The 14035-nt window shown below is 43.1% G+C and carries 10 protein-coding genes; 4 read left to right on the top strand and 6 right to left on the bottom strand.

Annotated features, from left to right (window positions below):
- Positions 1-119: 119 nt before the first annotated feature.
- From J1N51_RS07300 to hemL, 4 genes are all read left to right on the top strand, one after another.
- On the top strand, positions 120-1811 hold the full coding sequence (locus J1N51_RS07300) for a chloride channel protein (RefSeq protein WP_208833261.1): 1692 nt from the start codon (positions 120-122) through the stop codon (positions 1809-1811).
- Positions 1808-2260 (top strand): protoporphyrinogen oxidase HemJ, encoded by a 453-nt coding sequence (hemJ, locus tag J1N51_RS07305; RefSeq protein ID WP_208833262.1) that lies wholly within the window; start codon positions 1808-1810, stop codon positions 2258-2260. The genes J1N51_RS07300 and hemJ overlap by 4 nt, the downstream gene beginning before the upstream one ends.
- 92 nt (positions 2261-2352) lie before the next feature.
- Positions 2353-3357, top strand: a complete 1005-nt coding sequence (locus tag J1N51_RS07310; RefSeq protein WP_208833263.1) for an aspartate carbamoyltransferase — start codon at positions 2353-2355, stop codon at positions 3355-3357.
- Between the two features lie 38 nt (positions 3358-3395).
- Entirely contained in the window at positions 3396-4676 is a 1281-nt protein-coding gene (gene hemL, locus J1N51_RS07315) for a glutamate-1-semialdehyde 2,1-aminomutase (protein ID WP_208833264.1), read from the top strand.
- A 131-nt stretch (positions 4677-4807) separates the two neighbouring features.
- On the opposite strand, the gene mrcB is transcribed toward hemL, so the two are convergent.
- The 6 genes from mrcB to J1N51_RS07345 form a co-directional block, all read right to left on the bottom strand.
- Positions 4808-7072, bottom strand: a complete 2265-nt coding sequence (gene mrcB, locus J1N51_RS07320) for a penicillin-binding protein 1B (RefSeq protein WP_208829895.1) — start codon at positions 7070-7072, stop codon at positions 4808-4810.
- 144 nt (positions 7073-7216) lie between these two features.
- Positions 7217-9790, bottom strand: coding sequence for an ATP-dependent helicase HrpB (gene hrpB, locus J1N51_RS07325; RefSeq protein WP_232842763.1), 2574 nt, complete (start codon positions 9788-9790; stop codon positions 7217-7219).
- 36 nt (positions 9791-9826) lie between these two features.
- Positions 9827-10390, bottom strand: coding sequence for a CBU_0592 family membrane protein (locus J1N51_RS07330; protein WP_208829897.1), 564 nt, complete (start codon positions 10388-10390; stop codon positions 9827-9829).
- Positions 10391-11428 carry a substrate-binding periplasmic protein gene (locus tag J1N51_RS07335; RefSeq protein WP_208829899.1) on the bottom strand — a complete coding sequence of 346 codons (1038 nt, stop codon included), beginning with the start codon at positions 11426-11428 and terminating at the stop codon, positions 10391-10393. It abuts the gene before it with no gap.
- 13 nt (positions 11429-11441) lie between these two features.
- The gene (locus tag J1N51_RS07340) at positions 11442-12728 is read right to left on the bottom strand and encodes a hypothetical protein (RefSeq protein WP_208829901.1); all 1287 of its coding nucleotides are present in this window, start codon (positions 12726-12728) and stop codon (positions 11442-11444) included.
- A gap of 211 nt (positions 12729-12939) precedes the next feature.
- The gene (locus J1N51_RS07345) at positions 12940-14022 is read right to left on the bottom strand and encodes an MJ1255/VC2487 family glycosyltransferase (RefSeq protein ID WP_208829903.1); all 1083 of its coding nucleotides are present in this window, start codon (positions 14020-14022) and stop codon (positions 12940-12942) included.
- Between the last annotated feature and the right edge of the window lie 13 nt (positions 14023-14035).

Here is a 14035-nt window from a genome sequence, read left to right on the forward strand (position 1 = left end):
ACCGTGAAAACTAAGCCACTCATTCATATCGATAATTTTGGTTTAATGTCATTGGTTTATGGTACACTTCATGACGGTTAATTGACTATTAGAATTCTCTTCAACGTTTTGGAAGCCTGATGCTGTCAGACAGTCTATATGCATTGCGAAAACGCCTAGCGATACCACAAACAAGTATACAGCTGAGTATACTGGGTTTGATGGGCGGTATTGCCGCTGCTCTGTTGATTGTCCTGTTTAGACTTACCATTGAAGGTATTCAAAATACCTTTGCCGAAGGTGGTCCTTTTGACGACCTTCTGGTTTATATTCTGCCTAGTTTACCTATTTTTGCCGCACTTCTCATCGCTATTTTTGCTGACCTAACAGGATACAAGCATTATCGCCTCGGCATTCCCTTTGTTTTACACCGAATCAAGGCCCATTACGGCAACATTCCTTTGTGGAATACGGTTAACCAATTTGTCGGTGGAATCTTGGCACTATCTAGTGGTTTTTCGGTGGGTCGTGAAGGTCCATCAGTGCATATTGGCGCCAGTGGTGCGAGTTATTTTGGCCGTTGGTTGAAGCTCCCTCACAATTCAATTCGAACACTCACTGCCTGTGGTATCGCTGCAGGTATATCAGCGTCTTTTAACACTCCACTTGCAGCTGTCGTTTTTGTTATGGAAGTGGTACTGCGCGAGTATAAGATCCATATTTTTATACCCGTTATGTTGGCCTCTTCGGCTGGCTCAATCATCACTCAAGCAGTATTTGGACAGCATATTGAGTTTGAATATTTAAGCGTCTTTACCCTGCCTGTTACACACTATCCTTGGTTGATTATTCTCGGCGTCGTGTTGGGCATCAGTGCTTATGTGTTCAATACTAATATGATGCGAGTAATGAAGACATTTCGTTATGTTTCAATGTTTCCACGCCTGATGCTTGCTGGCTTTTTAACGGCATTGGTCGGTTACTTTGTGCCAGAAGCACTGGGTGACGGAACCAGTGCGATCAACCAAGCAATGACTGCTCCAACAAATTTAGAGCTATTGTTGATTTTACTTGCGTCTAAAATGTTTTTAACTTGGGTTGCGATAGGCTTGGGTGTTCCGGGCGGAATTATTGGCCCCGTATTTGGTTTAGGCGTACTCATAGGTCTTATCGTCGCAAATGCCGTATTGTTACTCGACCCAAGTAGCTTGTACATGGGGACTTACGCCGTATTAGGCATGTCAGGTTTGATGGCCGCCTGTCTTCATGCGCCGCTTGCAGCTCTAGTTGCGGTGATGGAATTAACTGATAACCCAGCATCAATCACACCAGCTATTATTGTAATAGCAAGTGCTTACATCACCAGTTCTCAGGGGTTAAAAAACCGCTCTATTTTCTTACAACAACTCGATTTCCAAGGCTTAATGTATCAAACACCACCGGCAACAACCGTGCTAGAAAAAATTGGTGTGTTGGCCGAAATGGATACCAAAATCAAAGTGATTAACTATGTCACCGAGCAAGACGTGCGCTTTCATTTACGTGACAAAAAAGAAGATGAATTTTTGATCGTCGCAATGAAACACGATTTAGGTGTCGATTACTCGCTGACAGAATTTGATACCAGCTACAGTCGCAACAACGACAAAGTAAAATACATCCCACTACAAACTCTGGACACTCAATCAACCATGGCACACGTTTGGGAATTAATTAAAGACCAGCGAGATGGCGCGACGTTAATTACCAGTACCACTGGAACCAAAGTCGTTGGTATCGTCACGTGGGAACACATTCGAACCATTTTAATGAACAGGAACGCACTAATATGACGATTCTTTGGTTAAAAGCTTTTCATGTATTTTTTATGGTTGCTTGGTTTGCGGGTATCTTTTATTTACCTCGATTGTTTGTCTATCACGCGGAAAATAATCAAGCGGGTGACACTGAGTCGTCAAATCAACACACCTCTGACACACTTAAAGTGATGGAGCGACGTTTATTGTACTTCGTCACCCCGTTTGCTCTTTTTACCTTGGTTTTTGGTATCGCCCTTATTCACCAATACGGTAGTGCTTGGTTCAAGGCGTCACATTGGTTACACGCCAAGTTGCTGTTAGTAACTATTTTGTATTTGTACCACGGGTACTGCTTTAAATTACTGGCTGATTTTAAACAGGACAAAAACACTCGTTCACCTCAATTCTATCGCGTGTTTAATGAAGTACCTGTATTGATATTATTGGCAATTATAATTCTTGCGGTGGTAAAGCCATTCTAGCTGAATATAAACTGTCACAGTCGGTAAGGGTCTGTTAAAATTAACGGCCAACACGATCTCATTTATTTCTTTTTTTGAAGGCGTTGGAGCTAATGAAATTTACTGGGCAACACATCCTTTCCGTCAACCAATTCGAGCGTGACGATTTACAAAACATTTTTGATATTGCCGCCAAAATGGAACCGTATGCCAAGCGCCAAGTGCGAACCAAGGTGCTAGACGGAGCCATATTGGGCAACCTGTTTTTTGAGCCTTCTACTCGTACCCGCGTCAGTTTTGGTTGTGCCTTTAATTTGCTCGGTGGTGAAGTTCGTGAAACAACGGGGATGCAATCTTCGGCACTTGCCAAAGGCGAGTCATTGTATGACACAGCTCGAGTGATAAGTAGCTACAGTGATGTGATTGCCATGCGTCATCCACAAGCGGGCTCTGTTGCAGAATTTGCAGAGGGCAGTCGTGTGCCAGTCATCAACGGCGGTGACGGTGCCAATGAACACCCAACCCAAGCATTACTCGATCTATTTACGATTCAAAAAGAATTAAGTGCCTTCGGTCAAAACATCGATGGTATGCACATTGCCATGGTAGGTGATTTAAAAAATGGTCGTACTGTACATTCATTGTCAAAGTTACTTGCGATGTACAACAATGTCCACGTGAGCTTAGTGTCTCCAGATGCGTTGGCCATGCCGACATCTGTCATTGATACTCTAGAGAACGCTGGCCACAAAATCACCATCAGTGACAAGATGGAAAACCACATAGACGCGGATATCGTATACCAAACGCGTATCCAAGAGGAGCGTTTTGCTAGTCAAGACGAAGCCAACAAATATCGTGGTCAGTTCCGTTTGAACAGCGAAATTTATACCAAATACTGTAAGTCGAATACCGTCATCATGCATCCATTGCCGCGTGACTCACGCTCTGATGCGAATGAATTGGACAACGACTTAAACCAAAACCCAAACCTTGCCATTTTCCGTCAAGCCGACAACGGCGTGTTAATTCGAATGGCATTATTTGCACTGACATTAGGCGTCGCTGATAAAGTCGATCAGTACCAAGTCGATGTGCCTTGGGTTTCTTCAAAATAGCTGTACGCAGCAATATATAAAAAGGTGATACACGTTTTATGACTAAATCAGCGGATTTATTTGAACAAGCAAAACAACATATTCCAGGTGGTGTTAATTCGCCAGTTCGCGCATTTAATGGCGTTGGCGGCACTCCAGTATTCTTTGAAAAAGCCGACGGTGCCATTGCCTATGACGTCGATGGTAAAGCCTACATAGATTATGTTGGTTCTTGGGGTCCAATGATCCTTGGTCACAATAACCCTGCGGTTAAAGAAGCAGTCATCAAGGCTGCTGAAAATGGCTTAAGTTTTGGTGCACCAACAGCTATCGAAGTGACTATGGCGGAAAAAATCACTGAGTTTTTGCCAAGCATCGAGAAAGTCCGCATGGTTAACTCAGGTACCGAAGCAACTATGAGCGCTATCCGCTTAGCTCGTGGTTATACTGGTAAAAACAAACTACTGAAGTTTGAAGGTTGTTACCACGGCCATGCTGACTCATTGTTAGTAAAAGCAGGCTCAGGTTTGTTAACTATGGGTGTGCCAAGCTCACCGGGTATTCCTGCCGATGTTGCCGCGCACACAATTACCGCTGAGTTTAATAATCTAGACTCTGTAAAAGCACTATTTGAGCAATACCCAGATGACGTTGCATGTATTATTGTCGAGCCGGTGGCTGGCAACATGAACTGCATCCCACCTGTACCGGGTTTCTTAGAAGGCTTACGTGCGCTTTGTGACGAGTACAATGCGGTTCTGATTTTTGATGAAGTAATGACAGGTTTCCGTGTTCACAAAGGCAGTGCTCAAGGTCTTTATAACGTAACGCCTGATTTAACTACGTTAGGAAAAGTCATCGGTGGTGGTATGCCAGTTGGGGCATTTGGTGGCAAAAAAGAAATCATGGCCCACTTAGCGCCTGAAGGCCCTGTATATCAAGCTGGTACATTATCAGGTAATCCAGTTGCGATGGCCGCAGGTTTAGCCGCTCTAGAACAACTTGGCGCGGACGGCTTCCATGAACAACTTACTGCACAAACTACGTACTTGTTAGATGGCGTCAAAGCTCAAGCTGAAAAGCACGGTATTCCAGTTGCTACGGCTCAAGCGGGTGGCATGTTCGGTATCTTCTTTACGGATGCAGAGCAAGTGAATACCTTTGCCCAGGTGTGTGAATGTGATGGTGAGCGCTTTAAGAAGTTCTTCCACTTGTGTTTGGAGCGTGGCGTATACCTAGCTCCATCAGCATTTGAAGCGGGCTTTGTATCAATCAAACACGACCGTGCTATGTTGGACAAGACTATCGAGGTAATCGGCGAAGCGTTTGCTGAACTGTAATCTTGGTTATCCAATCGGAAAATAGAAAAGCCAGTTCGAATGAACTGGCTTTTTTTGTATCTCGCGTTGCCTTAATCGATGACGCCAAAATCAAAGGTAGCATCACCAATCCAGGCTATAACCAATCAAAGTTATAGCCAGTCAAATAAGGAAGGACAGTCTTTTACTTGGGTAATTTTGTACTGGGTTATAGGCAGTGCTATATGCTCGCCACAATCGTCTGACAAAATCTGACCCGTTTGTTTTTCGACATAACGGATCTCAACGTTATTAGGCTTGGGCTTTGAAATAGACTCAGGTAAACGCGCCTTTTGTAACTGACTAAACGCAAACAAAGCACCTTGACTACCAGTTAAATTAATCGGGGTATTGTCATCTCTTCCCAACCAAACGCTGGTGACCTTATTTTGATCAAACCCAACAAACCAACTGTCGCGTAAGTCGTCCGTTGTGCCTGTTTTACCGCCAAAAACAATTCCCTTGTGTTCACTAGCGAGTCGCTTGGCAGTACCTACTTTTGTCACCTGAGTTAATGCGTGGGCTAATTCGTAGCTGGTCTCATAATCGAATATGACCTGTCCACTTGTGTCACTGGTGTGTAACTTAATGCCATTGTTGTCTGTGATATGTGTAATCGCCTGAACGGGAAGCTTCTGACCGTAATTAGCAATTGGCTGATAGACTTCTGCGACTTTTAATGGCGACATGGGGACCGCGCCCAATAACAACGAAGGATACTTTTGCAGTTGTTGCTCAACTCCTAACTTACGCAATGTATTTATCACAGACGTTAGCCCAACATCCATTCCCAAATGAACCGTAGGTAGATTTAAGCTTTGACTCAAAGCTTCGAACAAAAGGACTTCACCACGTTGTTTTTTATCGTAATTTTCTGGCTGCCACTGCTGGCCTTTGTTACTTTTCATTGAGATAGCGGTATCTTTTAACACGCTACCCAAGTGATAATCAGGGCTATCAAGAGCCGTTAAATACACGGCTGGTTTGACTAACGAGCCAATATTTCGCTGAGTATCAAGAGCTCGGTTAAAACCACCAGTGCTGGCGTTAACATCGCCTATCATCGCCAATATAGTGCCATTTTCTAGACTTACGCTGACGACAGCACCGTTGAGTTGTTTTTGTTTATAGGCTTTTTCGAGCTGTTTTACACTTTGTTTAAACCTTTGCTCATAGCGGCTTTGTAGTAAAGGGTCCAGTCCAGTAAATACCATCAAACCACTGTTAGTAGGGGCAATCACATCAATTTTGGCCAACTCGCGCTCTACTTGCTGTAGATAGGATGGAAACCTAGCTCGATATTTAGTTTTGTTGACTTTAAGCCCTAATGGCTGATCGACCGCCACTTGGTATTGTCTCGCACTGATGACGTTCTCTGAGACCATCAACTGCAACACTAAGTCTCGACGTTCAATAGCCCGCTCTGGATGACGTATTGGATTGTAATAAGACGGCCCCTTTACAATGGCCACCAGCAAAGCAAATTGCTCTGGCTCAAGTTCTGCCAATCGAGTATTAAAGTAAAACTTACTGGCTAGAGCAAAACCATGTACCCCGCGAGAGCCATTTTGACCGAGGTAAATCTCATTAAAATACGCCTCTAAAATCGAGTCTTTACTGTATCTATAGTCCAAAATAAGGGCAATGAAGGCCTCTTTAATTTTACGGGTGTAGGCTTTTCGGTTGTCGTTTAAAAGTAAGTTTTTTGCAAGCTGCTGAGTGATGGTACTGCCACCTTGGACCTTTCGTCCCGCGGCAATATTGGCTATCAATGCCCGTGCTATTGCCAGCGGCGCAACACCGTGATGATGGTAAAAGTTTTTGTCCTCAACCACTAACAAGGCATCAACCATCCACTCTGGAATAGTTGATAAATCTAAAATTTCTCGGTCTTCTTTACTCTCGGTTGCCTGACGAGAGATAAGCAAAGGATCGAGATACGCCATTTGTGTCCCCTGCCATTGACCATCGACAAAACGATCGACTGCGGCCACTCGATTGTCCTTAAATCCAATCCGCAGTCGCTCAGGCACTAGTAAGCCATCAAAGGATACAAAGCTTCGTCGGTATAATTCTACATAGGACTGATTTACAACATATTGACCTGGACTATTGATAGTTTTAACCGAGCGGTATTCCAGTAACTTTAACTCGTCAATTAATTCTTGTTTTGGCAAAAAGCGATAGGGATAAACCGCTAATGGCCGCGCAAAGACTTGAACTGGTGTATCCCACTTTGGACCCGACATCCGTTTTTGTACCCATGCATCGAGGTACAACAAATAAAACGACAACAATACGCACAAGAAGATCAGGACTTTTAAAACCCGATAAGCGTTTTGTTTTAATATTTGGTTTGGATCGACTTGTTGACTCATACCGACTTCAAATGGTTAAACAGGACTGCAAAATCCTACCAAACTTTTGCCTCTTTGTTCATGCTAAAATGCAGATTACTTTGTAATCTAATTCATTGATTAAAATAACGTTACTAGCAGTCCGATGCTCAACATGATTATGAGTTATCGATTCGAGTTAAAAGTGCGCTTTAGTGAAGCGCCCGCTAGCTCATTAGCCGGGTCTTCCGGCCAGCGGTGCTTCGGATATTTTGCCCGCATATCTTTGGCTACTTCATGGTAAGAGCCGCTCCAAAATTGCGCCAGGTCACTGGTAATTTGAATCGGCCTTTTCGCTGGTGATAACAACTCAAACCGCAATGGTACTGTATTCCCTGCCAAACGCGGAGACCCTTGTTCACCAAACACCTCCTGCAAGACAACAGACACCGTTGGACCTTGATGCTCGCAGTACAGAATGGGCACTTTTTTACCACCTGGGGTGATGTAATGGGTCGGTGCTTCTTTATTTAATATTTTGCTTTGGCCGTAACTTATCAAAGAGGTCAATAACGGGAATACATCAAGCTGTTTAACTTCTGCAATACTACTGATATTAGAAATATAAGGTAACAACCACTCGTCAGCCTGATCCAGTACTGAGGTTAAAGTCATGGACGGAAATGAAGATAAATGCTCACCTAACCACTCAACACGGGTCAACCAAGCGTCACAGGCTTTAGTCCAATTTAGTATTTCTTTGTGGTCTGTTTTTATTAAAGACTGTACACAATCCATTAAAAACTCACGCGGCACGCTATCGGTTTTGCGCTCTTCAATGATGAGTTGATGGTAACGACGAACCTCTCGCCCTATTACTTTTTTGCTGCCACTGCCTTTCGAGCCATCACTCAGCTGATACTCAACTTGTTCCTCTAAACTCTCAGATAAACGTTCAAGAATAAGCGTTTTACTCACTTCCAAAGCACTGAAAATGCGGCCTTCTTGACGCTCTGCATCACAATCGGTGACCACAAGATATTCAGCTTGGACTAGCGGGTCATTATCATCAAGGGCCACTCCTCGGCCATTTGCTAGTTTGTATCTGTGACTGTTGATGTTACGCCGCTGAGCCAATCGTTCTGGAAAAGCCTGCAACAGCAGATAGCCAGCTGTATCGATTAGGTCAATATCGTTGAACTGTTTAAGTTCAAAGTCATCGGGTGATTTACGTGATAACGCATGGTAGTCAGCGATGACATTTCTTAAAGTGTTGGCTTTAATGCTATGCGATGAACCTTGTTTGAAAGCCCGTTTATTAGTAGCGAGCGCTTCTAGCAATATATTCAAACGCAAGGACAAATCTGCACTATCGCCTCTTACCAAAAAATCGCGCTCTGATAATAACGCCGCTAACGCATTGGCCAAAGTAACCTCTTTAGGTGTTGCCGCTGCTAGGCGCATTTTGGCTAATCGTGGATGAACGCCCAGCTGGCTTGCTTGTTTACCCAAGGACGTGATTTTACCGTCTGTTGTTATCAGCCCCAAGCGCTCTAAAACATCACGAGTTGAATCAAAATGAGCTTTAGGCGGTGGCGTTAACCATGGAATATCTTCAAAGTTGCTATGACCAGCATTTGCTAGCTCAAGTATGGCATCGGACAAATCGGCGTTGAGTATTTCTTCTTCTTGAAAGTCTGCAAGACTATTGTGCTTGGTTTCGCTCCAAAGGCGAATGCAGTTGCCTTCTGAGACTCGGCCCGCTCGGCCTTTGCGTTGCTCTGCAGAGGCTTTCGAAATCGCAAGAGTAGTAAGTTTGGACATGCCACTAGCGGGATCAAATACCAACCTTTTTTCTAGACCCGAATCAATAACCCATTTAACGCCTTCAATGGTTAAACTGGTTTCGGCGATGTTGGTAGAAAAAATCACTTTTCGAGTTGCGTCAACACTGCGAGAGATAGCTTTTTCTTGTTGCTCTAATGGCAATGAACCATGCAATGCCAAAAACTCAACTTGCTCAACTTGTGCACTCGAAAAGTTCTCCGTGAAGCGGTCTTTAGAATACTCCAAGCATCGATTGATATCAGCGATACCCGGCAGAAATACCAACACATCACCCGGTTGAGACAATGCCTGTTGTAAAGCCTTCCACACCTTTTCGGTCAAACGTTGCTGGCTATCACCTTGATAACTAACAGCGACGGGAAACACTCGACCTGGGCATTTTATAATTGGTGCGTCATCGATGTATTTAGAGACTAACTCTGTATCTATCGTTGCTGACATAACAATGACTTTTAAATCATCTCTGAGTATCTGTTGCGCTTCCATTGTCAGCAACAAAGATAAGTCAGCATTTATGGTCCGTTCGTGAAATTCATCAAAGATCACTAACCCCACGCCTTCAAGCTCGGGATCAGATTGTAACTGTCGAAGTAATACCCCTTCGGTGACGATTTCGAGTCGAGTTTTTGATGATATTTTTTTGTCGTTTTTAACTCGATAACCAACGGATTGCCCGACCGCCTCCCCGAGTTGTCTTGCAAGATAATGGGCAATTGCGCGGGCCGCCATACGACGGGGCTCGAGCATTATAATTTTTTGATCGCCAAACAATCCTGATTTGAGTAATTCCAACGGCACAACCGTCGACTTACCCGCGCCGGGATCGGCTTGTAAAACCAGGTTTGGATGCTGCTGAAGAGATTCCTTCAGCGTCTCTAAAATTGAATAAATAGGTAAGTGAGTATCACTCAATGGTATAACTCTTAATAATTAATCGACTCTTGTTAATTAGTCGATTAGGTGACTATTTTCTAATTTGGCAAAAATACCATAAACCGAGATAACAGCCCAACAAACCTCTAAGGTAAACACGGGCCAATTTTGCTGAACCAATAGCAAAGGTAACAGCGCAGATGCCGCGTATGCGTTAAGAGCAAGATATGAAATTTGTGAGAGTTTTTTGGCGCAAAACAAAAAGTAAGACAGACAAAAGGCATAGCTAGAAGACCAAGCTAATACGGTATAAAACTGCTCTGAGGTAGCCCCATTTCCGTACGCTACACCAACGATGGCAAACGCAAAGAACGCCAAGCCAAGATAAAATATGCGCTTCGAAAATGATAGCTTTGTCACATCAAACTTCATTAATAGTAGTAATGAGATTACCGCCCAAAAACCATTGATGACAACGGCTTGATACGACGCAATGAATAAAGAGCTGATCACTAATGCGACCGCCGCAATCAGATTACCACTGTAGTACCAAGTTTCTTTCCAATCTTTGATTAACGAAATATAGGCGTGATTAATGAGATATAAAACAGAGCCAAACCAGCCCAATACAGCAATCATTTATTGAATCTCTAAGTGCATGTTTTTGATAAATAGTTCCTTACCAACGTGAGGACCATTAAGTACGACAACCTGACTCAGGTCTATCATACTTTTGTAGATACGATCGGTTTGTGAAGCGCTAACAATCTTGTTACTCCATTTCAAAACCAAAACTCGAGTTCCTTGAGGTAGCGTGTAGTATTGACTGTTTTCGTCCAAAGACGTTTGTCCAACAATGGCAGGGTAACCTTCTGCAGTAACCAGTCGAGCAATATCCTTAGGTCTTGTTCGTTCTACAACTTTGAGAGACAAACTTTTAATATTTTTAACCTGTTCAATCAGACTATTAACCCTGTCCCTAAGTAACTCACCTTGTTTGGTTTTTGGAGCAATAAGGTGCATGGTGTCATGGCCGACAATAGAATCAACCGAACGAACAAGTAGTGCTTGATCTTTAAACTGATTGTTCAGCATTGTATTCATCACGCTTTCAGTCATAGGTAAAAAATCAATTTCGTGATTCAGCAACGCTTCGAGTGCAAACTTTTCAGACGCAAAGATTTGGGCCGACTGTAAATAGCTATCTATAGTTTCTCCGTAGCTATAACCTGCAACTCGACCAAATTTAAACTGCTTCAATTGTGCCAGGTCTGTAAGTGGCAACCCCTTTTCATGTTGACGGTTGTAATAGATTCGATTGGTCACCGAAAAAATCGGCTTGGAGAACAGCACACGAGATGCTCGCTCTGCTGTTTTAAAATAAGGAAACCCACCTTGTGCCTTGCCACTGGCGATCATTTCAAAGGCAAGATCATAGTTTTGATATCGCCATTCTACGTTAATATCTTCTTGGCTAAAGATTTGGCCGAGCAATTCTGCCGCCGTACCAGACTCTCGAACAGAGCCCGAAATATATGGTTGCCATTGGTAAGTCGCAATAGGAACCGTTTTGGTATTTGGATTTAAAATAGGGTCAAGACTTGAGTCTACTGCATGAGCTGGTGAGAACTTTAACAAACCAACACTTACTATGATCAAAAAACAAAACAACTTCATCACTTTACAGCTCCTAGTGTCGCTTGATGTAGCGATAAACAATGATCAGTAACAGGGTCAAACCAAACCCAAACGAAAACATTATATCCGCGTCGATTTCAGCAATCACACTCAAGAAAAACGAGCTTTTACTATCGTTATAATCTAATGCGGGACGGCTCATCATTTCACGACTAAACTCGGTCAAATACAACGACAATTCGAATACAGCAAAGAAACTCAACGCAACAAGCAAAAAGTCCGTCATTATCGTGCTGCGTTCTCGCTTTTTGTTGTCTTCTTCTTGAATACGCGCATCGCACACTTGAATCATGCGCTCTGAATTCTCGACTAGTTGTTGATAGTTCCAACCGCCTAATATTTCCTCGAGCAGCACTCGGTTAGGCCGTGCCAAAAACTTAATGTTTTCGTAATACGCAATCTGATTAAGACGACAGGCAGTACGTGTCTTGGCAAGTAATTTGTCGATATGGTTGTCTTTAATCGGTGAGTACGCCAACTCAATTGCCCTGCGCAGTTCATTATTGCAGTGCTCCTGAGAAACATAATAATACTGGCATAACACCATTGTATGAATATGACTATCCTGACCAACTGGCTCCGGTGTCATGATTGCGTAGTTTAACCACGTCATTGAAAACTGCTTATCACCATTAATAATGTCTGTGGCATCTTCGGGACGCATGGTTTTGGCCAACCATTTAGTTAATAAGGCCTGATGTTGCTCTTTTGCTAAAAACTCATCGGTTACTACCAAGGTTCTTGAAGTCCAAGAAATATCAGGAAGTACATGAGACGGATCTATCGATATAGATTTGGGTAAGTGCTTAGCCAACTGATTCAGATCTGCAAAAAAGTCATTGTAATGGTTACGAATTATCTTTTTTGCGTGGTCCTGAGCATCTTGTTCTATCGACTTGACTAACCACCCTTCTTGCTGGTCTACGTATGTATGTGAGTCGATATGAAAATTGAGTTCAGCAATAACAATATTATTAGTGAACACATGGAACATCACATTAGGTTCGTCAATCGGTTGCCAACACATTAAGCGAATGTCCTTGGTGTCGGATTCCGTTGAGCCGTATTGACGGGTTTCGTTTTGTTGGCCACCTAAATGACAAAACTTTCCCTGCAAACTTATCTGTGGCTCAGAGTCAGATTCTGTGGGAGGAATAAGATCTTCAAGGGCTCTAAGTGAAGCGATAAAACCAGGCGCAAACTGATCGGTTCCGAGTTGTACGCTCAATGGGGAAGAAAACGGAGTGATTGTCCTAAATTGCAAATTAGCGTCTGTCATTTCTATCAACTTTTATGTATCTAGGATGGTTGAGAACACACACTTTTATGCCTGCGTCCTTGCTTTAAACTTGTCGCTACTGGGCTTTAACACCAGTACATACGGATAATGTACGTGATTGAGAGGACAATGAACAGTGCCACAAAAAAATTAAAAAATCGGTACGTTTTCTAACTTAATCGTAGCAAAACTTTTTTATTTGAAAGTAAAGTTAAGTGAGTTCTATCGGCTTAACTTTACTGTCACCGACCGTTGCTGAAAATTGAGGCAACGAAATAGGCTTCCACAGCTTTTGACACAGTGCTTCTGGGTGAGAGTAATCGCCTGCTATTAACCATTCCACCAGCGGTGCTGGATCACTTGGATAATTAATCGCTTCGTTTTCAGGTAGTTCAAGCCATCGCTCTAGCTCCGCCTCATCTAGTCCATTCATCACAGTCGCTAGACCTAATTGACTCAGGGTTTCGGCATTACTTGCTTGTTCAAACTGACCATCTAAAGGCTTTAAAAGAAGTTTTTTTCCTACGCATAGTGCTTCGCTACTTAACTCAAAACCGGCGTTGGCTATTACCCCTGAGCAGCGCTCTAACTCTTGTAAAAAACCTTTTCGACATGGAGTTCGAAGTGCAATCCCCATCGTTTCAGAGTTTTCCTTAACATCAGGGTGATACACAACAAAACGATGATTATGCTGACTGTTAAGTAAGTCAATTATGTCACTCACATCCTCAAAGGGCATATAAACCAAAATGTCCTCTGAGCTATTGGCAATAGCAATTTCTCGTTCGATAAAAGGCGGAATAATGGTTTCGCCATAGTGAAACCAATGAACCCCAAGTGAGAGCTCCGCAGGCGCAAAGTACTTTAAAATTTGACGGTTTAGCCAACTCAATCCCTTTGAGGGCACTTTATGATTAGTAAAAACCGCTTGGTGACTTATATTGATCACCTTCTTACCCGCAAGCCTTGCCGCCCAAGCGGTAACAGGCTCAAAGTCATTTAAGATCAGATCATATTGGCTCACATCCAATGATTTAATATCTCGCCACAGTTGCCACAAGCTGGCCTTTTTGACCGTCTGAAAATAATTGACCTTGCCGTGCTGGTGCACAAAAGTTAACCCTTGAAAGGTACGATAGTTTCCAAATCGCTCCATATCAAAATATTGTTCTGGTTCACGACCTGAAAACACGTAATCAACATCAACGCCCTTCTCTGCCAATGCCTTTGCCATAACTCGAGCACGCGTAGTATGACCGTTTCCCGTCCCCTGAATACCGTACAATATTTTCATAACATTCCTCTAA

Origin of the sequence: Psychrosphaera ytuae, from assembly GCF_017638545.1 — a bacterium.
Lineage (GTDB): Bacteria > Pseudomonadota > Gammaproteobacteria > Enterobacterales > Alteromonadaceae > Psychrosphaera > Psychrosphaera ytuae.

What these genes read in the sequence shown, in the direction of transcription:
- mrcB (WP_208829895.1), bottom strand. Translation starts at nt 7,072, where the DNA reads ATGAGTCAACAAGTCGATCCAAACCAAATATTAAAACAAAACGCTTAT.
- J1N51_RS07340 (WP_208829901.1), bottom strand. Translation starts at nt 12,728, where the DNA reads ATGACAGACGCTAATTTGCAATTTAGGACAATCACTCCGTTTTCTTCC.
- J1N51_RS07345 (WP_208829903.1), bottom strand. Translation starts at nt 14,022, where the DNA reads ATGAAAATATTGTACGGTATTCAGGGGACGGGAAACGGTCATACTACG.
- hemJ (WP_208833262.1), top strand. Translation starts at nt 1,808, where the DNA reads ATGACGATTCTTTGGTTAAAAGCTTTTCATGTATTTTTTATGGTTGCT.
- J1N51_RS07330 (WP_208829897.1), bottom strand. Translation starts at nt 10,390, where the DNA reads ATGATTGCTGTATTGGGCTGGTTTGGCTCTGTTTTATATCTCATTAAT.
- J1N51_RS07310 (WP_208833263.1), top strand. Translation starts at nt 2,353, where the DNA reads ATGAAATTTACTGGGCAACACATCCTTTCCGTCAACCAATTCGAGCGT.
- J1N51_RS07300 (WP_208833261.1), top strand. Translation starts at nt 120, where the DNA reads ATGCTGTCAGACAGTCTATATGCATTGCGAAAACGCCTAGCGATACCA.
- J1N51_RS07335 (WP_208829899.1), bottom strand. Translation starts at nt 11,428, where the DNA reads ATGAAGTTGTTTTGTTTTTTGATCATAGTAAGTGTTGGTTTGTTAAAG.
- hemL (WP_208833264.1), top strand. Translation starts at nt 3,396, where the DNA reads ATGACTAAATCAGCGGATTTATTTGAACAAGCAAAACAACATATTCCA.